The sequence below is a fragment of the Marivibrio halodurans genome, from assembly GCF_017963645.1.
In the GTDB taxonomy this organism is placed as follows: domain Bacteria; phylum Pseudomonadota; class Alphaproteobacteria; order UBA8366; family Aestuariispiraceae; genus Marivibrio; species Marivibrio halodurans.
Map to the genome: position 1 here is coordinate 597805 of NZ_JAGMWN010000001.1, position 25973 is coordinate 623777.

General features: G+C 66.3%; 15 protein-coding genes, 1 tRNA gene, 1 pseudogene and 2 CRISPR repeat arrays. Of the genes and pseudogenes, 6 read left to right on the top strand and 11 right to left on the bottom strand.

Annotation, left to right across the window (positions count from 1 at the left end; all coding sequences use genetic code 11):
• The first annotated feature begins 17 nt into the window (after nucleotides 1-17).
• The 3 genes from purF (at nucleotide 18) to metG (ending at nucleotide 4018) form a co-directional block, all read left to right on the top strand.
• On the top strand, nucleotides 18-1490 hold the full coding sequence (gene purF / locus KAJ83_RS02740) for an amidophosphoribosyltransferase (RefSeq protein WP_210680473.1): 1473 nt from the start codon (nucleotides 18-20) through the stop codon (nucleotides 1488-1490).
• Between the two features lie 4 nt (nucleotides 1491-1494).
• Nucleotides 1495-2211 carry an SDR family NAD(P)-dependent oxidoreductase gene (locus KAJ83_RS02745; protein WP_210680474.1) on the top strand — a complete coding sequence of 239 codons (717 nt, stop codon included), beginning with the start codon at nucleotides 1495-1497 and terminating at the stop codon, nucleotides 2209-2211.
• 100 nt (nucleotides 2212-2311) lie between these two features.
• The gene (gene metG, locus KAJ83_RS02750; protein WP_210680475.1) at nucleotides 2312-4018 is read left to right on the top strand and encodes a methionine--tRNA ligase; all 1707 of its coding nucleotides are present in this window, start codon (nucleotides 2312-2314) and stop codon (nucleotides 4016-4018) included.
• A gap of 279 nt (nucleotides 4019-4297) precedes the next feature.
• On the opposite strand, the gene KAJ83_RS02755 is transcribed toward metG, so the two are convergent.
• From KAJ83_RS02755 to KAJ83_RS02805, 11 genes and pseudogenes are all read right to left on the bottom strand, one after another.
• On the bottom strand, nucleotides 4298-5395 hold the full coding sequence (locus KAJ83_RS02755; protein WP_210680476.1) for an NAD-dependent epimerase/dehydratase family protein: 1098 nt from the start codon (nucleotides 5393-5395) through the stop codon (nucleotides 4298-4300).
• Between the two features lie 31 nt (nucleotides 5396-5426).
• A complete protein-coding gene (locus tag KAJ83_RS02760) occupies nucleotides 5427-6584 on the bottom strand; it encodes a DegT/DnrJ/EryC1/StrS family aminotransferase (RefSeq protein WP_210680477.1) in 1158 nt (385 codons plus the stop codon).
• Nucleotides 6585-6703: 119 nt separating this feature from the next.
• Nucleotides 6704-7871: a CRISPR direct-repeat array (repeat unit 32 nt; unit sequence GTTTCAATCCACGCCCCTGCGTGAGGGGCGAC).
• 210 nt (nucleotides 7872-8081) lie between these two features.
• A complete protein-coding gene (cas2, locus tag KAJ83_RS02765) occupies nucleotides 8082-8372 on the bottom strand; it encodes a CRISPR-associated endonuclease Cas2 (RefSeq protein WP_210680478.1) in 291 nt (96 codons plus the stop codon).
• 39 nt (nucleotides 8373-8411) lie between these two features.
• Nucleotides 8412-8576, bottom strand: a pseudogene (locus KAJ83_RS02770) (type I-C CRISPR-associated endonuclease Cas1c); the annotation flags it as partial.
• A 352-nt stretch (nucleotides 8577-8928) separates the two neighbouring features.
• Nucleotides 8929-9894: a type I-C CRISPR-associated protein Cas7/Csd2 gene (cas7c, locus tag KAJ83_RS02775; RefSeq protein ID WP_210680479.1), complete on the bottom strand. Its 966-nt coding sequence runs from the start codon at nucleotides 9892-9894 to the stop codon at nucleotides 8929-8931.
• The gene (cas8c, locus tag KAJ83_RS02780; protein ID WP_210680480.1) at nucleotides 9891-11693 is read right to left on the bottom strand and encodes a type I-C CRISPR-associated protein Cas8c/Csd1; all 1803 of its coding nucleotides are present in this window, start codon (nucleotides 11691-11693) and stop codon (nucleotides 9891-9893) included. Before cas8c ends, cas7c begins: the two co-directional genes overlap by 4 nt.
• Complete coding sequence (cas5c, locus tag KAJ83_RS02785; protein ID WP_210680481.1) at nucleotides 11690-12373, bottom strand: type I-C CRISPR-associated protein Cas5c; 684 nt, start codon at nucleotides 12371-12373, stop codon at nucleotides 11690-11692. Before cas5c ends, cas8c begins: the two co-directional genes overlap by 4 nt.
• A 369-nt stretch (nucleotides 12374-12742) precedes the next feature.
• Nucleotides 12743-14446: a CRISPR direct-repeat array (repeat unit 32 nt; unit sequence GTCGCCCCCCACGCGGGGGCGTGGATTGAAAC).
• A gap of 175 nt (nucleotides 14447-14621) precedes the next feature.
• Nucleotides 14622-16892, bottom strand: a complete 2271-nt coding sequence (locus tag KAJ83_RS02790) for a CRISPR-associated endonuclease Cas3'' (RefSeq protein WP_210680482.1) — start codon at nucleotides 16890-16892, stop codon at nucleotides 14622-14624.
• 270 nt (nucleotides 16893-17162) lie between these two features.
• The gene (locus KAJ83_RS02795) at nucleotides 17163-18257 is read right to left on the bottom strand and encodes a response regulator (RefSeq protein ID WP_210680483.1); all 1095 of its coding nucleotides are present in this window, start codon (nucleotides 18255-18257) and stop codon (nucleotides 17163-17165) included.
• On the bottom strand, nucleotides 18250-21798 hold the full coding sequence (locus KAJ83_RS02800; protein WP_246484226.1) for a response regulator: 3549 nt from the start codon (nucleotides 21796-21798) through the stop codon (nucleotides 18250-18252). The genes KAJ83_RS02795 and KAJ83_RS02800 overlap by 8 nt, the downstream gene beginning before the upstream one ends.
• A 700-nt stretch (nucleotides 21799-22498) precedes the next feature.
• Nucleotides 22499-22574: transfer RNA gene (locus KAJ83_RS02805), tRNA-Phe, on the bottom strand.
• 382 nt (nucleotides 22575-22956) lie between these two features.
• On the opposite strand from KAJ83_RS02805, the gene KAJ83_RS02810 reads away from it, so the two are divergent.
• From KAJ83_RS02810 to KAJ83_RS02820, 3 genes are all read left to right on the top strand, one after another.
• Nucleotides 22957-24702, top strand: a complete 1746-nt coding sequence (locus tag KAJ83_RS02810) for a methyl-accepting chemotaxis protein (RefSeq protein WP_210680485.1) — start codon at nucleotides 22957-22959, stop codon at nucleotides 24700-24702.
• Nucleotides 24703-24783: 81 nt separating this feature from the next.
• A complete protein-coding gene (locus KAJ83_RS02815) occupies nucleotides 24784-25257 on the top strand; it encodes a GNAT family N-acetyltransferase (protein WP_210680486.1) in 474 nt (157 codons plus the stop codon).
• 18 nt (nucleotides 25258-25275) lie between these two features.
• On the top strand, nucleotides 25276-25968 hold the full coding sequence (locus tag KAJ83_RS02820) for a haloacid dehalogenase type II (RefSeq protein ID WP_210680487.1): 693 nt from the start codon (nucleotides 25276-25278) through the stop codon (nucleotides 25966-25968).
• The last annotated feature ends 5 nt before the right edge of the window (nucleotides 25969-25973 follow it).

Below are 25973 nucleotides of genomic sequence, written 5' to 3' on the forward strand. Positions count from 1 at the left end.
CCAGGACGATGATGGCGATGGCAAGAGCCTATGCATTGACCACGAACCCGTTCGACGACGACAAACTGCGCGAGGAATGCGCGGTCTTCGGTATCCACGGTACCGAGGACGCGGCCGCCCACGCCGCATTGGGGCTGCACGCGTTGCAGCACCGCGGCCAGGAGGCGAGCGGCATCGTCACCTATGACGGGGCGGAGTTCCGCGCGCACCGGGCGCTCGGCCAGGTCGGCGACGTCTTCGGCGAGCAACAGGTGATGGACCGGCTGAAGGGCAGCGCCGCCATCGGCCATAATCGTTATTCCACCACCGGCGACCCGATGGTGCGCAACACCCAGCCGCTTTTCGCCGATTTCGAATTCGGCGGCTTCGCGGTGGCGCATAACGGCAACCTGACCAACGCGGTCCAGCTTCGCCGCGAACTGGTCCATGGCGGGTCGATCTTCCAGTCCACCACCGATACCGAGGTCATCGTCCATCTTCTGGCCCAGGCGAAGGGCGGCGTCACCGACCGGCTGACCGAGGCCTTGCGGCGTGTCGAGGGGGCCTATTCCCTGGTCTGCCTGACGCGCAAGAAGCTGATCGGCGTGCGCGACCCGCTCGGCGTGCGGCCGTTGGTGCTGGGTAAGCTGGGGGATGCGCATATCCTCGCCTCCGAGACATGCGCGCTGGACATCATCGGCGCGGAGAAGGTGCGCGACGTCAAGGCGGGCGAGATGATCGTCATCGACGACAACGGCATCACCAGCACCTTCCCCTTCCCGCCCATGAAGACGCGCTTCTGCGTCTTCGAATATGTCTATTTCTCCCGCCCCGACAGCATCGTAGAGGGGCACAGCGTCTATGCCGCGCGCACCGCGATCGGGCGCGAACTGGCGGCGGAGCATCCGATCGAGGCCGACGTGATCGTGCCGATCCCGGATTCGGGCGTGCCCAGCGCCATCGGCTATGCGGAGGCCTCCGGCATCCCCTTCCAATACGGCATCATCCGCAACCACTATGTCGGGCGAACCTTCATCGAGCCGACGGACGAGATTCGCAATCTCGGCGTCAAGCTGAAGCACAACGCCAACCGCGAGGTGATCGAGGGCAAGCGCATCGTGCTGATCGACGATTCCATCGTGCGCGGCACGACCAGCCGCAAGATCGTCGAGATGATGCGCCATGCCGGCGCGACGGAGGTGCATATGTGCATCGCCAGCCCGCCGACGACGCATAGCTGCTTCTATGGCGTCGACACGCCGGAGCGGGACAAGCTCCTGGCCGCGCGCAACACGCTGGAGGAGATGCGCGCGCTGATCGGCTGCGACAGCCTCGCCTTCATTTCGATGGACGGACTCTATCGCGCGGTCGGCCTGCCCGGCCGCGACCCGGACTCGCCGCAATATTGCGACGCCTGCTTCTCCGGCGATTATCCGATCCGGCTCACCGATCAGGAACAGCAGGGCGGCAAGACCTCGCAGCTCAGCCTCCTGCGCGAACAAGCGAGATAACATCATGACAGGACGGTTGGCGGGGCGGGTCGCGCTGGTCACGGGCGCGAGCCGGGGGATCGGACGCGCGGTCGCCGAGCGTTACGCGGCCGAGGGCGCGCATGTCATCGCGCTGGCCCGCACCACGGGCGCGCTGGAGGAATTGGACGACACGGTCAAGGCCGCCGGCCATGGCGAGGGCGTGACCCTGGTGCCGGTCGATCTGAGCGAACTTGACAAGATCGACATGATCGCGGCCTCGATCCATCAGCGGTTCGGCCATATCGACGTGCTGGCGAGCATCGCCGGGCAGTTAGGGCAGTTGAGCCCGGTCGCCCATATCGCGCCCAAGACCTGGACGCAGACGATGACCCTCGACCTGACGGTCAATTTCCATCTGATCCGGGCCTTCGATCCGCTGCTGCGGCGGAGCGTGTCGGGCCGTGCCCTCTTCACCACCTGCGCGCGCGGGCGCGCGCCCAAGGCCTATTGGGCCGTCCACGCGGCGGCCAAGGCGGGTCTGCAGGCATTGGTCGAAAGCTATGCCGACGAATTGGGCAAGACCGAGGTCAAGGCGACCCTGATCGATCCCGGCCCCGCCGCGACCCGCCTGCGCCGCCAGGCCTTCCCCGGGGAGGCGGTGGACGCCCACCCCCCGCCCGAGGACCCGGCGATCACCGACCTCTATGTCCGCGCGGCGGAACCGGGCTGGTCGGAGAACGGCACGCTGCTGACGCGATAGCGCCGACGCGACCCTCCCTCTTTGCCGCGCACGTCCCCATCTGCTATGGGAGCGTCGCCTGTCCCGTACGTCGCCGACATCAAGCAGCGGATTCCGATTCATGAAGATCCTGATCACCAGCGCGCTTCCCTATATCAACGGAATCAAGCATCTGGGCAATCTGGTCGGCAGCATCCTGCCCTCGGACGTCTATGCCCGCTTCAAGCGCCAGACCGGCGACGAGGTGCTGTTCATCTGCGCCACGGACGAGCACGGCACGCCGGCCGAGCTGGCCGCGCTGGAGGCGGGTCAGGACGTCGCCGATTTCTGCCGTGAGCAGTACGAGGTCCAGAAGGACATCTATGAGCGCTTCCACATCCGCTTCGACCATTTCGGCCGCAGTTCCTCGCCCGACAATCACGAACTGACCCAGCATTTCGCGCGCAAGCTCGACGAGAACGGCTTCCTGGAGGAGCGGGAGATCAATCAGGTCTATTCGCTCGACGACGGTCGCTATCTGCCCGACCGCTATGTCGAGGGGGAATGCCCCAATTGCGGCTATGAGCGCGCGCGTGGCGACCAGTGCGAGAACTGCACGAAGCTGCTGGACCCGACGGACCTGATCAATCCGCGCTCCGCCGTCTCGGGCGGCACCAATATCGAGGTGCGCGCGACCAAGCATCTGTTCCTGCGCCAATCCGCCTTGATCGACGAGGTGGAGACGTGGATCGACAGTCACCCGGACTGGCCGCATCTCGTCACCTCGATCGCCAAGAAATGGATCAAGGAGGGCGTGCGCGACCGCTGCATCACCCGCGACCTTTCCTGGGGCGTGCCGGTGCACAAGGCGGGCTTCGAGGGCAAGGTCTTCTATGTCTGGTTCGACGCGCCGATCGCCTATATCGCGACCACCAAGACATGGGGCGAGCTCGACCCCCGGAACCGCGACTGGAAGGCCTGGTGGACCGAGGGCGCGCACGTCAAATACGTCCAGTTCATGGCCAAGGACAACATCCCCTTCCACACCATCAGCTTCCCCGCCACCGAGATCGGCAGCCGGGAGCCATGGAAGAAGGTCGATCAGTTGAAGGGCTTCAACTGGCTGACCTATTACGGTGGCAAGTTCTCGACCAGCAGCAAGCGCGGCATCTTCACCGATCAGGCGCTGGCGGAGGAACCGGCGGATTACTGGCGCTATTGGCTGATGGCGAACGCGCCGGAGTCCGGCGACAGCGTCTTCACCATCGATCGCTTCGCGGAACAGTGCAACAAGGACCTGGCGCACACGCTCGGCAATTTCGTCAATCGCGGCATGAAGTTCTGCGAGAAGCAGTTCGGCGCGGCCGTGCCGGAAGGCGGCGACTGGACCGAGGAGGAACGCGCCATGGCGACGGAGTTGGAAGGCCTCGTCGCCGACTATCGCGGCCACATGGAGGCGATCGACTTCCGCAAGGCGATGGCGAGCCTGCGGGCCATCTGGTCGCTCGGCAATAATTATCTGGCGAGCGCGGCGCCCTGGACCGCCATCAAGCAGGATCGCGAGCGCGCGGCCTGCATCATCCGCACGGGCCTGAACCTGACGCGGCTCTTCGCGACGCTCGCCTGGCCGGTGATCCCGGAAAGCGCGGAGAAGATCCTCGCAGCCTTCGACATGGCCCCGGCGGAGGGCGGCACCCCGCCCTGGCCCGGCACGGATATCGAGGCGGAGTTGACCGCCCTCGCCCCCGGGCGTCCCTTCACGACGATCCCGCCGCTCTTCAAGGTGATCGACTGGGATCGGGTGACCGAACTGACCCAGCGCTACGGCGGCGCGCCGGAGGAAGTCTGATACCAAATCTTGTTGATCACGACCCATGCGGATCGCGTTCGGCTTTGGTCGGGTAGGAAGGGTGGCGCGGGCGATGCAGGGCATCGTCAAGCCGCGCTGACGCCCTCCGACGGAAGCCGAACGCGACCCGAAGGGCGCCCCTCCCGGGCCCTCGGACGGCGCCGCCCGCGCCTCGCGATGCCCCGCATCGCCACGGCACGCGCTCCTGGCCGAGAACCCGGGAGGGACGTCCCCATGGGTCGTGATCAACAAGATTTGGTATGAGGTACCGACGGTGCCTCAGTTCCGCTCCAACTGCCGCTTCGCGCGCTCCCAGGCGTCGACATACCATTCGCAATAGCGGCGGTAGCCGGTCTCCAGCGGCCAATCGGGCTTGAAGCCCAGTTCGCGGCTCGCCCGCTCGATCGAGAGGGTGCCGCGGATCGGCTTGTCCATCGCGCGCGGCCGCTCCTCCAGGATGGCGCCGGGCACGACATCCTTCACGATGGCGGCCAGTTCCGCGATGGTGCGCGCATTGCCGAAGGTGATGTTGTAGGTGGAGGACTTCTCCGGCGCGTCGTGCAGCGCCAGCGCGCGCACCATGCCCTGCACCAGATCCTCGATATAGGTGAAGTCCAGGCGGCCGTCCCCGCCCCCTTCCAGCAGCAGCGGCTTGCCGGTCAGCGCGTTCTCGACGAAGGCCTGACTGACGCGGCGGCTGATGCAACGCTCGCCATAGAGGGCGGAGGGGCGGATCACCGTCGTGCCGACGCCATATTGCGTGCGGTAGGTACGCACCAGCCGCTCGCCCATGAACTTGGCGTTGGCATAGATGCCTTCCGGCCGGGGGAAGGTGGTTTCGTCCACCGTGTCCCCCTCGAAATCGCCATAGACGGTGGAGGAGGACAGGAACATCACCTGATTGATCGCGTCGATGCGCGGGCGCACCAGCTCCAGCGCGTTGCGCAGCGTGATCAGCTGCAGGTCGAAGGTCAGGCCCGGCTCCTTCTTCGCATCGACGGCGGATGCGATGGCGGCCAGATGGACGACCTTGGTCGGGCGCACATCCTCGAACACCCGGCCGAGGTCGGCGAGGTGACGCGCGTCGCAATTGATCAGTCGCACCCCGGCCTCGCGCAGCAACTCGAAACGCGACAGCAGGAAATGCTGATAGGCTTGGCGCTGCACCAGATCGCGTTTCGATTCGAAGGAATTCTCGATCAGGCTGTTGACCATCAGGTTATCGGCGATCGCCACCTCCGCCCCCATGGCGGAAAGGCCGAGGGCCAGATTGTGCCCGATGAAACCCGCCCCGCCGATCAGCAGGATGCGTTGCCCCGAAAGCTTCGGTTTCAGGCTGTCATAGGGGATATCGGTCACGGGCGGGGTATCGGTCATGGCGCTTCGATCCTTCCGATCGGTCTGTCCGTCAGGCCTTCTGGCCCTCGCGATAGGCTTCGGCGAAGGCGTCGGCTATCCTGCCCGCCCCATCCTCGCCGAGATGCGGTCCCACGGGCAGCGAGATGGTCTGGTCCGCCAACCATTCCGCCACCGGGAACATGCCGGGACGATAGCCGTATTTCGCTGAATAATAGGTAAAGAGCGGCACCGGCCCCGGATAGTGGATGGAGCTTCCGATGCCCCGCGCCTTGAGGCCGTCGACCACACGGTCGCGAACGACAGAGCCGTCGCGCGGCAGCACCGCGTTCAGGCAATAATGGCTGGAGCGCGCGCCCCCATGTTCCAGCGGAAAGACGGTCAGCCCGTCGAGCGCGCTCAAGCCCGCGTGCAATTCCCGGGCATTGGCCGCGCGCGCGGCCTGGAACGCGTCCATCCGGTCGAGCTGGGTCAGGCCGACGGCGGCCTCCACCTCGCTCATCCGGTAGTTGAAGCCGAGCGCGTCGACATCGTAGATCCCGGGCCGCGCGCGTTCCCCCAGCATGCGGTTATAGCCGAAGGCCCGGCGCTTGCGCAGTTGGGCGGCCAACTCCCCGTCATTGGTCGTGACCATGCCCCCCTCGATCGAGGTCATGTGCTTCACCGGATAGAAGGAGAAACTGCCGGCGAGGCCGAGCGTCCCCGCCTTCGCCCCGTCATAAGTCGCGTCGAGGGCGAGCGCGCAATCCTCCAGCACGAAGGCGTCCTTCTCCGCCGCGATCGCGCGGATGCGCGCCATGTCGCAGGGCAGGCCCAGATAATGCACCGGCATGATCGCGGCGAGCGGCCCCTCCACCGCCGCCAGCGCCTCCGGGTCCATGTTGCCGGTCGCCGGATCGACATCGACGAAGACCGGCGCCGCCCCCTGAAGCTCCACCGAATGGGCGGTCGCGACATGGGTCATGGCCGGGACGGCCACCCGGTCGCCCGACCCGATCCCCTTGACGAACAGGGTCAGGTGCAGCCCGGCGGTGCAACTCGACACCGCCACGGCCTCGGCCGCGCCCGCGCGCTCGGCGAATGCGGCCTCGAAGGCGGGCGTCACCTGCCCATGGACCAGGATGCCGCTCTCCAGCACGTCCGCCACGCGGCCGAACGCGGCCCGGTCCAGCATCGGCCGGCCGAAGGGAATGGGATCACCGCTGCTCATGCTTCGCGCTCCGGACAAACGAATTTCCTCGACGCCCACAGCCGAGCCCGAGTCGCGCGAAACTTGCAAGGATCGTACCGAACAGGCGGGATTTAGCCCCCCCGCCCAACACTCCCGAGCTTCCAATCCACGCCCCTGCGTGAGGGACGACCCGGCGGCGGCGCGGTCTTGCCGATCGCGAGGTGGTTTCAATCCACGCCCCTGCGTGAGGGGCGACGAGCGGGTCAAGGCGGCCGAGCGCGCGGCGGCCGTTTCAATCCACGCCCCTGCGTGAGGGGCGACTTGTCATTGCGCGCGCTCCTCCCACTCAAAATTCGCGTTTCAATCCACGCCCCTGCGTGAGGGGCGACGTGTAGCGGCCGTTCATCGCCAATTTGACGTTGTCGTTTCAATCCACGCCCCTGCGTGAGGGGCGACGAGCTATTCTGCGGTACGGCGGCGGTGACGTTGTCGTTTCAATCCACGCCCCTGCGTGAGGGGCGACTCGCCAACAAGGAAATCCATTTCGGCGACAGCGACGTTTCAATCCACGCCCCTGCGTGAGGGGCGACTATATGCCTGCTCTCGGGTGTTGATGATTCCGTTGTTTCAATCCACGCCCCTGCGTGAGGGGCGACGGTGTAGGCCCGGGTCTCCGGGTTGTAGTTCGTCGGTTTCAATCCACGCCCCTGCGTGAGGGGCGACCCACCTTGCCGGTTGTTATGTTGCGGCGGTATCCGTTTCAATCCACGCCCCTGCGTGAGGGGCGACCGGCGATCAAGGGTCTGGCGCAGGCCCGGTTTGCCGTTTCAATCCACGCCCCTGCGTGAGGGGCGACCGTCGGATTGCCGTAGCGGTCGGCCAAAACCAGCCAGTTTCAATCCACGCCCCTGCGTGAGGGGCGACCCGCCGCGTCAGGCGTCGCAACGCGCTCCAACCGGTTTCAATCCACGCCCCTGCGTGAGGGGCGACCATGCGCCGGGTGATCGCATCGCCCAGCACATCGCCGTTTCAATCCACGCCCCTGCGTGAGGGGCGACACCGCGTCACGCGGGCCAGAGCTTCGCGTCCCCGCGTTTCAATCCACGCCCCTGCGTGAGGGGCGACCTCGCCGCCAATTCGTCCTTTAGCGCGTTGGCGGCGTTTCAATCCACGCCCCTGCGTGAGGGGCGACCCGGCCGCCCGCGCTGGATCGATCCGCGCCGGGACGTTTCAATCCACGCCCCTGCGTGAGGGGCGACCCCAGCCGCTCGGCATGGTCCTGCAGGCGGGTGAGGTTTCAATCCACGCCCCTGCGTGAGGGGCGACGGCCCTAACGGTAACTCCATGGAAAAGAAGGGACAATATGGCGTAATTCGCGAACCGCGAGGGCCATGGCATCCGCGACATGGGATGTCTCCGTGCACGGGTCTATTTTCTAAACATGTACAATAAGTTATCCGAATCGCGAACCACCCGGGGAAATCCCGCGCGCTTGGGGTTCGCGCACCCGCACGAAAGGCGATGCGGGAGAAGGCGCTAGAGGATCAGCGGGCCCGACAAGTCGGTGGCGGGCTTGGCGCCGACATGTTCCACCCGGTCGCGCCCATTGGCGCCGAGGCGGTAGTAGCGGAGACTATCCTCCGCCGGGTCGATCAGGTCTTCGAGCCGCGCCTTGAGGAGCACCCATTGCGCCGGATCGACCTCGATCTCGAACACGGAATACTGAACGCGCTGCCCGAAATCACGGCAGGCCTTGGCGATCCGCCTAAGGCGCCGGGCGCCGTCGCCCTTGTCCGTGCGCACATCGTAGGTGACAAGCATCAACATCGCGATCCTCCCACCGGCATCCCGTCCGGCCGCCCCGCCTCAACTCCAGAACCAGGGCGGATAGTCATCGATATCCCCGCGCAGATGGCGCGAGAGAAGCTGCGCCTGAAGATAGGGGACAAGCCCGAGGGGCGCCTTCTCCTCCAGGAAGTCGTGGCGCCGTTCCTCGGACTTCCAGTCCTGCCAGGCCGTCAGCACGGCGCGCTCGTCCCCCTCGGCGCCGGGGTCACCGCCGCCGGGCCCACCGCCACAGGGGATGAATTCGACCCGGTCCGCGACGCCGGTCAGATTCAGCGCGGCGCTGGCCAGCGGCAGCGCGGTGACGACCCGGCAGCCGCCGCGCAACCGTTCGCCCGGCTGGTCCGATGCCTGATGCAGCACCCGCCCCTCGGCGGTCAGTCGGTTCTCCACCCAGACCCGTTCGAGATGGATCAACGCCGCCTGCCGCAGGCAATAGACCGCATGCTGCAGGGCCGAGATCGGGATCGGCGCGTCCCCCTGCTCCATCGCCATGGGCCTCCTCCTCGGCACGGTGCCGCCGTCCGGCGCGGCCGCGTCAGGCCGGCTCTAGTATCTCCACCCCGTCGGGCAGGTCGGACCGGTCGACCTCCACGTCATAGTCGGCGTAGCGCCGCGCCGGGGGATAGTTGTTCAGACGTCCGTCGATCGGATGCACCTCGCCGTCGATCATGCGCCGGACCCGGACCCGATCGAAGAGGTCATGGGCCTTGGCGTTGCCCAGGGGGTTGTCATGCTTGAAGACGATCAGGCGCCGGCTCGTCATCTCGCCGCGCGCGGCGGAGCGGTCATGCTCGAACATGGTGCCGAGCGCCTCGAACAGCGTCGCCAGATCGTCGTCGGAGAAGCCGGTCCGTATCGCCAGCTTGGCCGAGATGAAGCCGTGCGCGCGATAGAGCCCGTAGGGCACGATATGCTTGCGCCCCATGGTGCGGTTGTCGTGCCGTTCGTCGGCGGCGTCGCCGTCGCCCCCCTCGCCGTCCCGGCGGGCCTTCTTCTCCTTCGCGGTGGTGGCCGCCATGCGGGTGATGGACACCTCCAACGGCACGATCGGTTCGGCCGAGGTGGCGAAGGAAAGCTGCACCGGCCCGCGAAGCTGGCCGCAATTGATCCCGGTCCCCATGACCGCGCCGAAGGTGCGGATGTCGAAGTAGTTCCCGCACATCCATTTGGTAAGCTCGGCCGCCTCGTCGTCGGATTTCGGACTCAGCTTCTCCGCCTTGGCGACCTTGTCGTCGTCCGGCCGCACGGCGGCATAGGCGCGACGATGCGCCTCGTTCAGGATCGCGCCCTCGCGGACATAGATCGCATGCCCGGGGTCATCGCTCCGGGCGAGTTCGACATAGTTGCGGATCTTGCGCTTCAGGCTGACGTCGCTGACCAGGCCGCGATTGGTCTCGGGGTCGAGGCGCGGCAGGTTGCCCGCGTCCGGGTCGCCGTTCGGATTGCCGTTCACGACATCGAACAGAAGAACGAAATCATAGCGATGGGCGATGGCGGTCATTGCGGGGCCTCCGTTTCGAGCGTCTCTTCCGGGGTTTCTTCCGCCCCGGAGGATTTATTGAAGAAGGCCTGCCGCTGGTGATAATAGCCCAGCGCGAACAGGCCCTGATCCGCCAGCGTCAGCGTGCGCGGAAAGGCATCGGGGCCGGGATCGATATTCTCCATGATCTCCCCGATCATGCGCTCCAGACGGTTCCGCCACCCGGCGTGTTTCTTGCCGAGCTTCGAGAGATGCGGCTGCACCCCCTTGTTGAGCAGCGGGAAGACCTTGCCCGGCTGCGCCGAGGCGGCGCCGTAGTAGCGGTCCTTGATGGTGGCGTTGAGCTTGCCGAGCGCATCGGTCTGGGCGCGCTCATAGACGGCGAACAGACGGCCGAGCAGATAGCCGATACTGGCGTTGTCGGGGTCCAGGGCCACGGGCACGTCCTCCTTTCCAAGGGTTCCGATCAGAACGGATTTCACCATGCCGGCGCGTTCGGCATTGACCACGCCGTCGGCCCGGATGCGCATCAGGACCGCGGTCATCAGCGGCAGCGGATAGCGCGCGCCGGTCAGGATGGCGCGCATCCATGCCCCGGCCAGATTGGGCGGGATGTTCTCCGACTTGCGCTGCACGGCGGTTTGGATCAGATAGCCGAAGAGGCCCGTATTGGGGTTGCGCGGACCGGGCTCGACGGCGATATCGCGCAGGAACCGGCCGTAATTCGCGGCGATGGCGCCGAAATCATCCTCCACCCAGAAACGGACCGAGATGCGCCCGGCATTGGGCGCGAGGCCGAGCACGTGGAACCGCACGCCCGCGTCCAGGCCGGGCGCGAAGTCGGCGATCGGCCGGCCCGCGCGCAGACGCTCCAGGATCGGCGCGACCCGTTTCGCCTGGGTCGCGTCGTCGACCCCGGCGACCATGACGCCGAAGGCCGCCTCCGCCAGGTCGGCGGCCTCCGCGTCCGATCCGTCGGCCCAGAACACGGTGGAGGCATCGCCGACCTGCAGCCGGTGGCGGGACCCCGTCTCCAGGAACTTGTTCAACACCGCGCCATAGGCGAAGGCCGCCCGCGCGCCGACCGGGGCGTTGCCGCCCTGCTCATGCCCATAGGAGGTGAAGGCGTCGAGATTGAAGGAGACCAGCGACGCCCCCGAACTCTGCGCGCCCCACACGCCCTTGACCACCGGGTGCAGGCGCGCCGCCGGCCCCTTCTCCCCGGTCACCAGACAGATCGCGCCCGAGTCATCCGTATTGGACGCGTCCGTATGGGGCGCATCCGCGCCGGCGATCCGGGAGGCCCAGAGATGGCGCGCCGCCGGCCGGTCGTGCAGGAAACGATCCAACCATTCCGACTCCAGGGCGAAGACGATGTTCTGGTCCAGCATCTCCTCCGGCCAGCTCCATCGCGCGAAGCAGTCCGGCGTCCACAGGTCGAGGAACAGCGACAGGGCGCGCAGCCCCTCGTCCTCCGTCGCGGCCAGGGCCTCCCGATGGAGCGTCTTGAACGCCTCGTGCTCCCGCTCCAACCGCTTGCCCGGCCCGGCGCTGACGCCCAGCGCATAGGCGGTCTTGTCCCACAGGAAGTTCGGGGCGATGCCGGAGGTCCGCTTACCGCCCGCCGGGACCGCCAACCGTCGCGGCTTCGGCTTCTTGCCCTGGAAATCCCGCAGGTCGCGCGGCGTCCCCGACGGCATGCCGTCGGGGCCCAGGATGACGGCATGGGAGATATTCTCGATCGAATAGCCGAAGGGCGGAACCAGCCCCCGTTCCTCCATGCGGCCATAGGCCCGCGTCAGGGCGGCCAGCACGCTCATCGCAGGATCTCCGGCGCGCCGGGTTTCGGCACGTCGAGGATGCCGTCCCTCAACCGCGCGCGGAAGAACATCGGCGTCCGGCCGTTCGCATGGTCGATATCATAGAGCATCAGGCCGAGGTCCCGATCCCCGACCCCGCCCGCGCCCCCGCCCTTGCCCGGCGGGACCGCCGCGTCGGGCGCCAGCAGGCTCACATTGGCCGGAAACTCCCGCGTGCCGAGATAGGGTTGATGGAAGCACTGCCCGCGCCGGGCGCGCCGGTTGAAGATGTCGAGATGCTTGCCTTCCGTCTCCTCCGGCCCGGCCGCGGGCGTCAGGTCGAAATGCGCCTCGATGACATAGGCGACATCGACCAGGATGGTCGCCGCGCGCTGCTGCCGGTCCTCCTCGACGCGCTGCTCCAGCCCGTCCAGCGACCCGGCCTTCATCGCGGCGCGCACCTTGCCCATCGGGACCTTGTGGCCGACCTCGTTGCGGCGGATGGTCTGGAAGCGGATCGGCTCCAGCACATGGATGCGGTCGATGGCCCAGGCGATCGCCGGCTTCCAGTGGATCGCCTCCAGGATTCCGCGCGCCGCCGACGGCGTCATCACGTCGTAGCTGACCCGCTCCACCTTCAATTCCGGGCGGGTGAAGCAGGCGCGCGCGCCCGACACGTGAATCCTGACGCCGAATGCCATCCGATAAAGCCCCTCCCATGCCCGTGACGAGGATGCTAGCCATTGCGTGCCTACCGGGCAAGGATCACGTTTCGGTTGCGGGCTCCAATGTCAATGCGTAAGGGGTGGCGCCGCCCCCTGCCCCTTGATTTCAATACCGGGATGAAGCCAGGATTGACGATGGGTGGGATGGGCAGGAAGGCCGCCCTCCGCGAACCCCAAGCGCGCGGCTTTTCGCCGGGTGGTTCGCGGAACACCGCAAGCTATTGGAAATCGTCAATAAAGCACCGGCATCCCCGCGCCGGCCGAGGCAAGGAGCCCCCTCGCCCGCCGAGGTTCGCGGAATCCTCCGCATTGCGCCAACATTTTCATGGCCTTACAGATAGGGCCGTCGCCCCCCACGCGGGGGCGTGGATTGAAACGGCCAAGCCGTCATCGCGGAGAAGTGGCTCGCCTGGTCGCCCCCCACGCGGGGGCGTGGATTGAAACCCCGACGCCACGGCCGACGATCTTTTGCGCCGGTGTCGCCCCCCACGCGGGGGCGTGGATTGAAACAGGACCCGTTCTGGCGCGATTGCGAGGCTGGGCGGGTCGCCCCCCACGCGGGGGCGTGGATTGAAACCGGCGCGGGCGGGATTTGGTCACCACGGGCGACGGGTCGCCCCCCACGCGGGGGCGTGGATTGAAACGCCCAGGCTCCGAAAGGTGTCGGCCATCGTCCGGAGTCGCCCCCCACGCGGGGGCGTGGATTGAAACGGCCAAGCTGTCCGCCATGCTGGCGGAGGCGGGGGTCGCCCCCCACGCGGGGGCGTGGATTGAAACCCGGCGGCGGTTGCGCGATATCCGGACGCGCAAGATCGTCGCCCCCCACGCGGGGGCGTGGATTGAAACTGGCGATGCGTTCCAAGGACTCGCATATCCGCGCGGTCGCCCCCCACGCGGGGGCGTGGATTGAAACGATGAAGGCAAGGCGGAAGTTCAAGAGCGATACGGTCGCCCCCCACGCGGGGGCGTGGATTGAAACATGCGCACGATATTGCCAAATGGGCAAATACATGGCGTCGCCCCCCACGCGGGGGCGTGGATTGAAACCGCGTGCCCGAGGCCAATCCCCGCGAGCGTGCCCGTCGCCCCCCACGCGGGGGCGTGGATTGAAACCGCGACCGCGCGCCCACGGTGCAGCTGCAATTTGTCGCCCCCCACGCGGGGGCGTGGATTGAAACAGGGGTATAGGAACCCTCCCCTATCGATCGGGAAAGGGCGTCGCCCCCCACGCGGGGGCGTGGATTGAAACCGACGGCACATTGGCCGCATAGTCAGGCGGGCTGGTCGCCCCCCACGCGGGGGCGTGGATTGAAACGTGCCCGCGTCGATGGCGCGCCGCCCGCGTTGCACGTCGCCCCCCACGCCGGGGCGTGGATTGAAACACCGCGAACGGGACGAAGGTGGGCGAAAGCATCCCGTCGCCCCCCACGCGGGGGCGTGGATTGAAACAAGGCAGACTTCCTGCGCCAGGAGAAACCACCGGGTCGCCCCCCACGCGGGGGCGTGGATTGAAACAAGATCCTGATCGCCTGCAACCAGCGTCCGGCGAGTCGCCCCCCACGCGGGGGCGTGGATTGAAACATTGAGTGGGTCGAGACGGCGGTCTGCGATCTCACGTCGCCCCCCACGCGGGGGCGTGGATTGAAACAGGCCCGCCTCCGCCGCGATATCGGCGGTGCGCAGGTCGCCCCCCACGCGGGGGCGTGGATTGAAACCGGATACGCGGCGTCGATTACGTCGTCGCGGCCCCGTCGCCCCCCACGCGGGGGCGTGGATTGAAACGCGGCAGGAGACGCCGCGCACATGGCAGGCATCCTGTCGCCCCCCACGCGGGGGCGTGGATTGAAACTATCAATGCACGAGCGCGGGCACGAGCGCGGCGGCGGTCGCCCCCCACGCGGGGGCGTGGATTGAAACAGTCGTTCCTTGGCCATGTCGATCTGGCCCTTCGCGTCGCCCCCCACGCGGGGGCGTGGATTGAAACCATCGAGTCCCCGCGAGCGTCCAGTATTACCAAGTCGCCCCCCACGCGGGGGCGTGGAGCCGATAAGCATGTCGCGGTCGGGCTCGACCGGGGTGATAAGGGGGATGGAAGCGCGGTTCGAGCCGGTGCCGGCATCGTAGGCGGCTTCCTGACGGCGGCGGGGCACCCCGGCGCCGTTTTTTTTTGGGGACAGTCGCCGCCACCACCGCCCCGCATGCGGCTGGGGCCGGGCGCGGGCATTCACAGGATCGCGGAGAAGGCGCCGGGGTCGGCCTCCCAGATCAGGCCCGTCTCGCGCGTGTAAAGCGGTTCGGCGCGGGAGTCGTGGCACGTGGAGAGCACGGCGAACTGGTCCGCGCGCTCGCGGCCGCCGGCGAAATAGATGGCGCCAAGGTCGATGAGCCGTTGGCGCTCCCGTCCCGGCGGCTGGACGATCCAGGTTTGCAGCCGCCGGGCCAGCGCGCCGGACGAAATGCGCGGATTGTCGAGATCCGCCAGGATCTCGGCATTCGCCGGATCGGGGATGATGACCGGCGCGCCGGTATCCGCCACCATCCGGAAGTCCTCCGCCACGGACCGATAGGCGAAGGACGGGCCGCCGATATCGAGCTTGAACCGATCGAGCAGGCCATGCCGGTCCAATGCCTCGGGACCGCGGGTCCAGTAGAGTTCGCGGAAATAACGCTCGACCGTCTCCGGCGCGGTCCAGTCGGCGCCGCCCTCGATAAGGCGCGCGAAGATCTCCGCGTTGCGTCGCAACTCGCGCGGCGCCGGGTGGTCGGGGGCCCGGAAGACGGTGACGATGCTGTCCCCGGCCGCGCGCTTGCCTTCGCGGTTGCAGCGTCCCGCCGCCTGGACGACCTGTTCCAGCCCCGCCTCCGCGCGCCAGACGTGGGGGAAATCGACATCGACCCCGGCCTCGACCAGGGAGGTGGCGACGACCCGGCAGGGGCGTTCGCCCTCCAGGCGCGCGCGCACCTCGGCCAGGATGGCGCGGCGATGGGCGGCGCATTGCCGGGTGGAGAGATGGATCAACCCGTCCAGCGCCGCCGCCCGCCCCGCCCGGTACAGGGCCAGCGCATGGGGCCGCGAATTGACGATGACCAGGCCCTGATCGGTTTCGGCCAGGGCGTCGATCAGCGCCGCGTCGTCCATCGGCCCGGCATGGCGGAACCGGGTACGGCGCAGGCGCCGGGCAAGGTGCGCCGGGTCCGGGGCCAATTCCTTGCCCGCCGTCTCCAGGCCCATCAAGGGATCGGCGGTGAAATGCCCCCGGTCCAGGGCCGGTTGCGTCGCGGTGCACAGCACGAGGCTGGCACCATAGCTGCGGACCAGTTCGCGCAAGGCCGCGACGCCGGGTTTCAGCAGGCCGAGCGGCAGGGTCTGCGCCTCGTCCAGCACGATGACGGCCCCGGCCAGCGCCTGAAGCTTGCGGCAGCGCGCCGGGCGGGCGGCGAACAGGCTTTCGAACAGTTGGACATGGGTGGTGACGACGACCGGCGCGGCCCAATCCTCCATCGCCAGACGCAGCTTGTCGCGGGCGGCGCGGGCCTTCCAGCCCTGGCCGTCCTGCTCGATCGCGCAATGATGTTCCAGCACCACGTCCTCGCCCAGCACTTCCTTGAAGATCGCGGCGGTCTGATCGATGATCGAGGTGAACGGAATGGCATAGACGATCCGCCGCAGCCCGTGGGCCCGGGCATGGTCGAGCGCGAAGCCGAGCGAGGTCAGCGTCTTGCCGCCGCCGGTCGGCACCGTCAGCGTGAAGCTGTCCGGCGGTCGGTCCGCCTGGGCCCGAACATGCTTCAGCACCTCGCGCCGCAAGTCGTCCACGGGCCTCTTCTCCCGCCCAACGGCTATCCCGGCCATATGGGCGTCGAAGCGCGCGCGCAGATCGGGCAGGATATCGCCCAGGGCCGGCCAGGCGCGATCGGGCGTCCGCCCCTCGATCGCGCTGTAATAGGCCTCCGTGTCCTTGAAATCGGCATCGACCAGGGCGGAGAAGAGCATGCGACCGAGGAAGGCGAGCTCGAACGCCACGCGGTTCCGGCCGCTCGCGGTGAAGCCGCGCGGCGAAATGCCGGCGGTGTCCGGCGCGATCTCCTCCCGCCAGCTTGGGTCGAGACGATCCTCGACGGCATTCACGCGATCCCGCAACCCGCCGAGCGCCGCGTCCGTGTCGGGCAGCCCGGCATGATGCCCCGCCACCGCATGCGCCAGGAGCCGCGCGACGAGTTTCTCCTCGCCACTCCCCGCCGCATGCCAAAGCCACGCGGCGCCGGCGATCGCATGCTCCGGGCCCGGTCCCTGCCCACGGATATAGGCCTGGAACGCCGGATCGTACTTACCCAGATCGTGGAGCAGGCCACCCAATGCCGCCGCCGTCTCGCCGCCGAATGGCCTGGCCAGATCGGCCGCGTGACGCGCCGTTCCCTCTAGATGCTCCCGCAAGCCGTGCCATGCCGCGTCCGGGTGGGACTTGGGCGGGGAATGGGCCGCGAATTCGGTCATCCGATGGGCTCCGCCACGGCGGCGCGAGGGGAAAGCGACTGGTCCGCACGGTCCGTGATCGGCATGCCCCTTCGCCCCTGGCCCCAAGCGTTGCGTCCATCCCGATCGGCGCGACCGTCAAGGTTCCGCCTATCGGCCCCTACGACCGCGCCCCGTCCGATCGACGGTCTCGGCTCGGATGAACTTTCCGGCCTTTTGAATATGAAGGCAAGCACTCCGGAAAAAACACCCGCGAGCCGTGTCCGTCGAATGGCGCGGCAGCGACCCTCTCTAATCGTCCGCGAATTCCCGGGCGATTTCGATGAAGCGGTCCTCGATATGGTCGAGGGCATCGACGAGACGAGGGTCGAAATGGCTACCCCGCCCCTCGCGGATGATGGACATCGCCTTCTCATGCGGGAAGGCGGGCTTGTAGACGCGCTTGGTGATCAGGGCGTCGTAGACGTCCGCGACGGCCATCAACCGGCCGGAAAGCGGAATGTCCGTGCCCTTCAGCCCGGCCGGATAGCCGGAGCCGTCCCATTTCTCGTGATGGGTCTGGGCGATCTCGCGGGCATGGCGCAGGAAGGAAAGTTGGGAGGCGTCCAGCAACTCCTCCGCCGCCAGGATCGCTTCGGCGCCGAGGGTCGCATGGGTCTTCATGATCTCGAATTCCTCGGCCGTATGCGGGCCCGGCTTCAGGAGGATGTTGTCCGGGATGCCGACCTTGCCGATGTCGTGAAGAGGCGCGGACTTATAGAGGAGGTCTATGGTTTCCGCGTCGAGCACGGCGGCGAAATCGGGATGGCCGCTCAGATGCTCGGCGAGCGCGCGAACATAGTTCTGGGTCCGCCGGATATGGTTGCCGGTCTCGTTGTCACGGGTCTCCGCGAGCGAGGCCATGGCGACGATGGTCGCTTCCTTGATGCGCTGCACGTCGCGGGTCCGCGATTGCACCTCGCTTTCCAGCCAATCCGCCTTGTTGCGCAGGAAGTCCGCGTGACTTTTCAGGATCAGATGATTGTGAACGCGCGCGCGCACCAAGGGCGGGTTAACGGGCTTGGAGATGAAGTCCACGGCACCGAGTTCCAGACCCCGCCGCTCATCATCCGGATCGGTGCGCGCGGTCAGGAAGATCACCGGGATGTCGCGGGTGCGCCGGTCCTCCTTCAGCCGTCGGCAAACCTCGTACCCGTCCATGCCCGGCATCATGACATCCAGCATGATCAGGTCCGGCCGGCTGTCCGCGCCCGCGATGCGAAGCGCGCTCTCGCCACTGGTCGCCACCTTCACGCGATAGGCATCGCGCAAGAGATCGCTCATGATCGCGAGGTTATCCGGCGTATCGTCCACGACCAGCACCGTGGCCATTGCCTGATCACTCATGGTCACCCTTCTCTTGCGTTGCCACGGCCGATCCGCCGCTCGGACCGGCGGACCGAATGAGGGCCAGTGCCTCCTCGAACTCGAAACGTTGCGCGTGCGCGACCACGGCCATGCCCCGCTCCTTGCCGAGAATGGCACACAGGGCCGGTTTGCATGTCGTGCTGAATTCCACGGCTTCGGCATCGTCATCGGCCAGAAGCCTAGCCAGACGGGCCAGAGCCTCGCGATTATCCGCATCCGACAGGTCGCCGCGTAACGATCCGCCGTCATCAGCGGCCACGTCATTCCCATCCGGCTCTTCGGGCATCTGGCTGCGGATCGATGAGACCAGCGCATCCGTCTCCCCGATAAGCGCGACGACGTCGTCCTCGATCTGCAGGACGGATGCGCCGGCACGAACCCGCTCCTCAAGCGCGCCCGCACGCCGCGCCAGCCCGACGGAACCGATCGTCGCCGCCAGCCCCTTCAAGGTATGCGCTTCCCGTTCAAGGGGCAGCGTATCCGCATTGCCCAAGGCGGCGCGGATATTCATTTCCATGCGTGGCCAACCGTCGCAGAAACGCCGCAGAACCATGCGGTAGCGGTCGGCGCGACCGGCAACGTTCGCGATCCCCCTGCGGGTGTCGAGATCGCGGACATTGATTTCCGCCGCGCCGGAGACCGCGCCGGGCCGGTTGCCTGACGGCTCGACGAAAGCGCCCTCGCGATCGCTCAAGCGCGCCAGCGTCTCGTAGAACTGCTTGACGTCGATGGGTTTGCCGATGTGCTCGGTCATGCCGGCCTCGATGAAGCGCTGCCGGTCGCCCGCCATGACATTCGCCGTCATCGCGATGATCGGCAGGGTTCGGAACCGATCGTCCCGACGCAATTCGCGCGTGGCGGCGACACCGTCCAGGATCGGCATATGCACATCCATCAGCACGACATCGAACGGCGACGTCGATAGTTGGTCGACGGCCTGCCGGCCGTTGGCGACCACGGTGACCGTCGCCCCGGTCTCGTGAAGAAGTTCCGTCGCGATTTCCTGATTGGTGTCATTGTCTTCGGCCAGCAGTATTCGCATGCCGGAGAGATCGGGAATCTGTGGCAGGGGCTCCGGCTCGTCGAAGGACCGCAGGTCCTCCAGGCTCTCTCCGTCCAGAAGCCTAACGACCAGATCGAACAGAACCGAGGCGCTGGCCGGTTTCGACAGGACCGCCAGGATATCGCAATCTTCCGCGGCCTCGTGCAGGTTCTCCTGGCCGTAGGCGGTAATCATCACCAGGGCCGGCCCCTCCTCCTGCCGCCCTTCCGCGGCTCCCTCACCCTGACGCGTCATGGCGCGGATGTTTCGGGCCACCTCGCACCCGTCCATCTCCGGCATCTGCCAATCGATGAAGACGAGGCTGTAGGGGGTGCCGCCCTTGCGTCTCTCCTCCACCAGTTCGAGCGCGCGGGGCCCGCTCCCCGCCTCATCGACCGAGAGGCCCATATCCCGCAGCATGCCGACCAGGATCGTGCGCGCGCTTTCATTGTCGTCGACGACCAGGGCCCGCGCGTCCAACGCGCGCGGCGGCATCGCGCTTCGCGTTTCGGCATTGTCGTCCTTGGCGAAATCGCCCTCGAACCAGAAGGTACTCCCCTCGCCCTCCCGGCTCTCGACGCCGACATCGCCCCCCATCAGCTCCGCCAAGCGCTTGGTGATGGACAGGCCGAGGCCCGTACCGCCGAAGCGTCGCGTCGTCGTGGCGTCGGCCTGCTGAAAGGACTGGAACAGCTTCGACTGCTGGTCGTCGGCTATTCCGATGCCGGTATCCCGCACCGCCATTCTGAGCCGCACCCTGGTATCGTCCTGCGACAGGACACGAACGGAAACGACCACCTCGCCGCTTTCCGTGAACTTCACGGCATTGTTGGCGTAGTTGGTCAGGATCTGGGAGACGCGCAGCGGGTCCCCGATCAGCGAATGGGGTACATCCGAGCCGACCTCCTGCAGGAACTCCAGGTTCTTGGCCGCCGCACGCTGGGCGACGACGGCGGTGACGTCCTGCAGCACCTTCTCGATGTCGAAGGGAATATGCTCGATCTCCAGCTTGCCGGCTTCGATCTTCGAGGAATCGAGAATGTCGTTGACGATGGCGAGCAGGCTGCGGCTCGCCGTACGGATCTTCTCGGTGAAGCCTGCCTGCCGCTCCGTCAGATCGGTCGTGCGCAGCAGATGCGTCACCCCGATGATCGCGTTGAGCGGGGTGCGGATCTCATGGCTCATATTCGCCAGGAAGGCGGACTTCGCCTCGTTCGCGGCGTCCGCCAATTGGCGCGCCTCGATCAGTTCCCGCTCCGCTTCCTTACGCTGGGAGATGTCGCGCACGACACCGGTGAAGAAGCTCTCATTCCCCACGACGGCCTCTCCGACGGAAAGCTCGACGGGAAACTGTTCCCCATTACGGCGCCGGGCCACGACCTCGCGCCCGATATTGATGATACGGGCCTCGCCGGTTCGCCGATATCGATCGATGAAACCGTCATGCTCGGCGGACGAGATGCCGTGGGTCAGCATCGCGACGTTACGCCCGACGACCTCTTCGACGGGGTAGCCGAACATACGCTCGGCGCTCTGGCTCCATTTACGGATGATGCCGTCGACATCGATCACAATGATCGCCTCGGCGGCCGTGTCGAAGATCGCCTGAAGCCGCGCCTGATCCGCGCGGGCCGCCTCCTCCGCCGCCTTGCGCTGCTGTGCTTCCTCGGCCAGGACGCGGGCCGTCTCCTTCAGGCGGGCCGCGAAGGACGCCGCGACGACCCCGACGGCAAGGACGAGCGTGCCCAGACTCACGAACAGGGCGAGGATGCCCTGGGACAGATCGTCGGTGAAAGGCTCCGCCCCGCTGATCGGATAGAACACGGCCGCCTGCATGGCGACATAGTGCATCGTCGCCACGGCGCACCCGAGGATGACCGCCGCGACATACTGCCGAAGCTTGGAAAACCCGGCCTCTTCCCGCCGGTAGCTCGCCACCAGCAGCGCGATCAGCGACAACGCGACCGCCGCCACGACCGACAAGGCGACCAGAACCGGATCATACAGCAGCACCGCCGGCAGCCGCATCGCGGCCATGCCGGTATAATGCATCGTCCCGATACCGGCTCCCATCAGAACCGCGCCGATCACCAGACGCGTCCCGAAACCGAAATCCGTGCGTCCGATCACGATAAGGGCGGTCAGGCTGGCGAGAATTCCGGGAGCGATGGAAATCGCCGTGGTTATAAAGTCGTAGGAAATCCCGCAGGGGAGCGAGAAGGCCAACATCCCGACGAAATGCATGCCCCAGATCGAGCCACCGAACCCAAGCGCGCCGGCGACCTTCCACAGAAGGACGGTCCTGGGATTGCCCGCCGCCAGGCTTTCCGCCTGGGACAGGCTCGCCAATCCCGACCATGCCCCGACGATCGCGATCGCGACGGACAGCGCTACGAGATCGAACCGGAAATCACCGACCAGCGGTAGCGCGCTGCCCTGATATTCGATGAATTGAGTGAACGTATCGTTCAGGAACATACGGACCACGCATCTCGTGCCAATCCGCGTTCCGAAACCCCGTCGCGGATGGGGCGTTCTGCCGCGTCGACGTCCAGGCCAAAGTCGAACCGACGGCGTGCCCCTGTTACGTCAGACCGACTCCGTCGCGGTTTCGGGCCCGAACCCCGCGGCGCTTCGCTCGATCCCCGTTCGTCAGGACAATCCCGACAAAGACCGGACGATGCATTCGTTCCCGCTGCATCGTTCAAACCTCATACTACTCGCGACTATACAAAAGCGGTGATTGTTAACAACCGGCATTCCATGAGCGCCCCCCGTTTCCCCGCCGTTTAATGAAAAACTTCACGCGACGGCGCATGTTGAAAACGTATTTTAAGAAAAGAACAATCAATAAGCGCGCAAAATATTCGCTCGTGAACCGTTCGGCCTCGAACAAATGTCATTCTGGTTCGCTATCAACGACGGCGAAGGCCGGATGCGGGACGGACGCGGCGTCGATATCCCGCAGATGGTCAAGACGCCAAGAACCGTGGGCACGGAGCGGCATGCGGCCGCCGAACCGCGAAGTATCCAACGGGAGCGGCTTGAAGGTGTCTACCACTCAAACGGCCCGATCTGACGATACCGCCAAGGCGTTGATTTGCGCGGGGAAAGATGGTGCGCCATCCCAAAGGGATGTCGAACCAAAACTGGAGCGCCAGTTCGACGTCAGGAGAAATGGTGCCCAGGGGAGGAATCGAACCACCGACACTGCGATTTTCAGTCGCATGCTCTACCAACTGAGCTACCTGGGCGTGCCCGGATTGGAGGACGTTTCGAGTGCCCCCCGCGAGCGGCGCTATCTGTAGAAAATCGGATCGGCCCTGTCCAGACCATATTTCGAAAGAAATTCATTCCGGCGTCGACGGCCGACACCGCCCCACTCGCCCACCGGCCACTCGACGCACGGGCAACATTCGCCGGAGGAGCGAATTTTGTTAGATTTCCATTATGCTTATAGGGATACTTACAGGATGGGCGGAGGGGGAATATGATCGATGCCGGGGCCCACGCGCCCCCTGGCCCACCATCACCGCACGCGCCGGCGAAAAGTGGCGCGCGCCTACCGTTACCCCCACCCATCGCGGGCATGGGGATAGCGGGCGCGGGCGGGTCGAGGCATGACATGAACGGGGAATGAAACGTATGAAGGCACCGCTTCTCGGCTGGTTCAAGGACGCCAGGATTCGCGTAAAATTGATGATAATGGCGGGGGTCATCCTCGTCCTGCTCGCGGTCAACGCGGGCATCGGGCTTTACCAATTGAACGAGATCGGACGGGACCTGGACGTTCTCACCACCGATCAGCTACCGGCCACGACGCTGACCAGCGAATTGACGGTGACACAGCTCGAACGCGCGCAGATATTCAACCGGTTCGTGACACTGGCCAACAGCTCCCAACGCAATGAAACGCTGGAGAAAACGCTCCGCGAGGAATTCGTCGCGCAGGGGGAGGCCGTTTCGTCCCTCCATACGCGCCTGGTCGAGGGCGCGGCGGCGGACACGGACCGTGCCGCCACGCTTTCCCGGATCGGCGAGCTTATCGGGACATACGAGAGCCAGGCGGAGGAGGTTTTCGACGGACTGTCGGGGGGCAACCTCTTCACCATCGCCAGTTCGATCAACGATGCGCGCACATCGCAGGCGGATCTGCGCAACATGTTGACCGATCTGCTCGAACGAACGAAGGCGGCCATCACGGCCAAGGTCGGCGACACCCGCGCCACCAGCGACACAGCGATCATTCTGATCGCGGCTACATCCGCCGCCGCCCTACTCATCGGCGTGCTGTTGTCCTTCAGCCTAGCCGCCTTGATCACGCGGCCGCTCTCACGCGCCATAGAAACGATGGAAGCACTGTCCAAGGGCGATACCTCCATCGAGCTCAAGGTCGCTTCGAAGGACGAGGTCGGCACCCTGGCCCGGGTGATCGAAATCTTCCGGGAGAACAAAATCCACTCGGACGAATTGGCTGAACAGCAAAAGCTGGAAGAGGAGCGCCGCCGCGAGGAGGAGCATAAGCAGAAGGAACGCGCCAAGCGGGTCGCGGAACTGACCGAACGTTTCGAGAAGGAAGTCGCGAGCGTTCTCGAAGCGGTATCGAGCGGCAGTTCGCAGATGCTGGCCACGTCCGAGACGATGTCCTCCGTCGCGGAGGAAACGAGCACTCAAGCTTCCACCGTCGCGGCCGCGTCGGAACAGGCCACGACGAACGTACAGACCGTCTCCTCCGCCGCGGAGGAACTCTCCAACGCCATCAACGAAATCGCCGGCCAGATCGCGACCGCCAGCAGCACGGCCCGCGAAGCCGTGGACACCGCCCGAGCCACCAACGAGGACGTACGCGAGTTGACCGGCGCGGCGGACCGGATCGGCAAGGTGATCGAACTGATCTCCGACATCGCGGAGCAGACCAACCTGCTGGCCCTGAACGCCACGATCGAGGCCGCCCGCGCCGGGGAGGCCGGCAAGGGCTTCGCCGTCGTCGCGAACGAAGTGAAATCGTTGGCCGCCCAGACCAGCAAGGCGACGGAGGAAATCGAATCCCAGATCGGCGACATGCAGGGCGCGACGCGCAAGGCGGTCGGCGCTGTCGACAAGATCGCGGAGACGATCGACCGGATCGATCATATCTCGACCAGCATCGCCTCCGCCATCGAGGAGCAAACCTCCGCCACCCATGAAATCGCCCGCAATGTGGAGGAAGCGGCCGCCGGCACCCAGGAGGTGAACCATAACATTACCGGCGTCAGTCAGGCCGCTTCCGAGGCCGGCAACGCCGCCGGCCAAGTCAAGTCGGTGGCGACCGACCTATCGCAACGCGCCGACAGCCTGCGCAAGACGGTCGATACATTCCTCGCCGACATGCGCGCCGCTTGAGACCACACCGATCCGGCGGGAGAGGATGGGAAGCGTCCTCCCCGCTTGCCACGGGCGGGCGGGCGTGGAAGGCTTCCGATCATGGTGCCGGAAACGCCCGCCCCCGCCCTTTCGATCGAACACGCCACCGCCGCCGACGAGCCGGAATGGCTGACCTTGTGGCATGGCTATCTGCGTTTCTACAGAGCGCACCTGCCGGACGGGACCACCCGCGCGACATGGCGCCGGATCCTGGACGAAACACATCCCTTTCGGTGCTTCGTCGCGCGCGATCGCGCGGGTGGCGCGGTGCTTGGCTTCGCCCTGCACTTCCCGCACCCGTCGAGTTGGTGCACGGTCGGGGAAATGTATCTGGAAGACCTCTATGTCGCCGACGACGCACGCGGCCGGGGCGTTGGCCGCGCCCTGATCGAGGCGGTGAAGGAAAGCGCGAGGGCGGAGAAGTTGGATCGCGTCTATTGGATGACCGAAACCGACAATGCGACCGCCCGCGCGCTCTATGATCGGCTCGCCGGCGGCGCGGACGATTATGTCCGCTATCGGCTGAAAGTCTAAGGGAGCAAAAGCAAAACAATGACCGATTTGCCGGAAATCCACGGTGCCCGTGCTTGCGTCTTCGATGCCTATGGCACGCTTTTCGATGTTCATTCGGCCGTCGGCGCGATGAAGGCGGAGATCGGACCGCAAGCTGACCGGCTCTCCCAGCTCTGGCGACAGAAGCAACTCGAATATACTTGGCTGCGCAGCCTGATGAGGGCTCATCGGGATTTCTGGTCATTGACGGGCGACGGCCTGGATTTCGCGATGGAGGCGACGGGCCTCGGCGACAGGCCGGAACTGCGCGAGAGGCTGATGGACCTCTATCTCCGCCTCGATTGCTATCCGGAGGCGCCGGCGACGTTGGACCGGCTTCGCGCATCCGGAATGGCGACCGCCATCCTGTCAAATGGCGCACCGGCAATGCTGGAGAGCGCGGTCACCCATGCGGGTCTCGCGGATCGCCTCGACCCCATTCTATCGGTCGAGGATATCGGGATATTCAAACCCGATCCGCGCACCTACCAACTGGCCTGCGACCGGCTGGGGCTAGCGGCGGATGCGGTCTGTTTTCTCTCCTCCAACGCCTGGGACGTCGCGGGAGCCGCGCATTTCGGATTTCAGGTGGTTTGGATCAACCGGTTCGGCCTGCCCCGCGAACGCCTACCCGGTACCCCACGCGCGGTGATCGAGCGCCTGGACGAGTTGCCCGCGCTGGTGGGCGCATAGCCCCT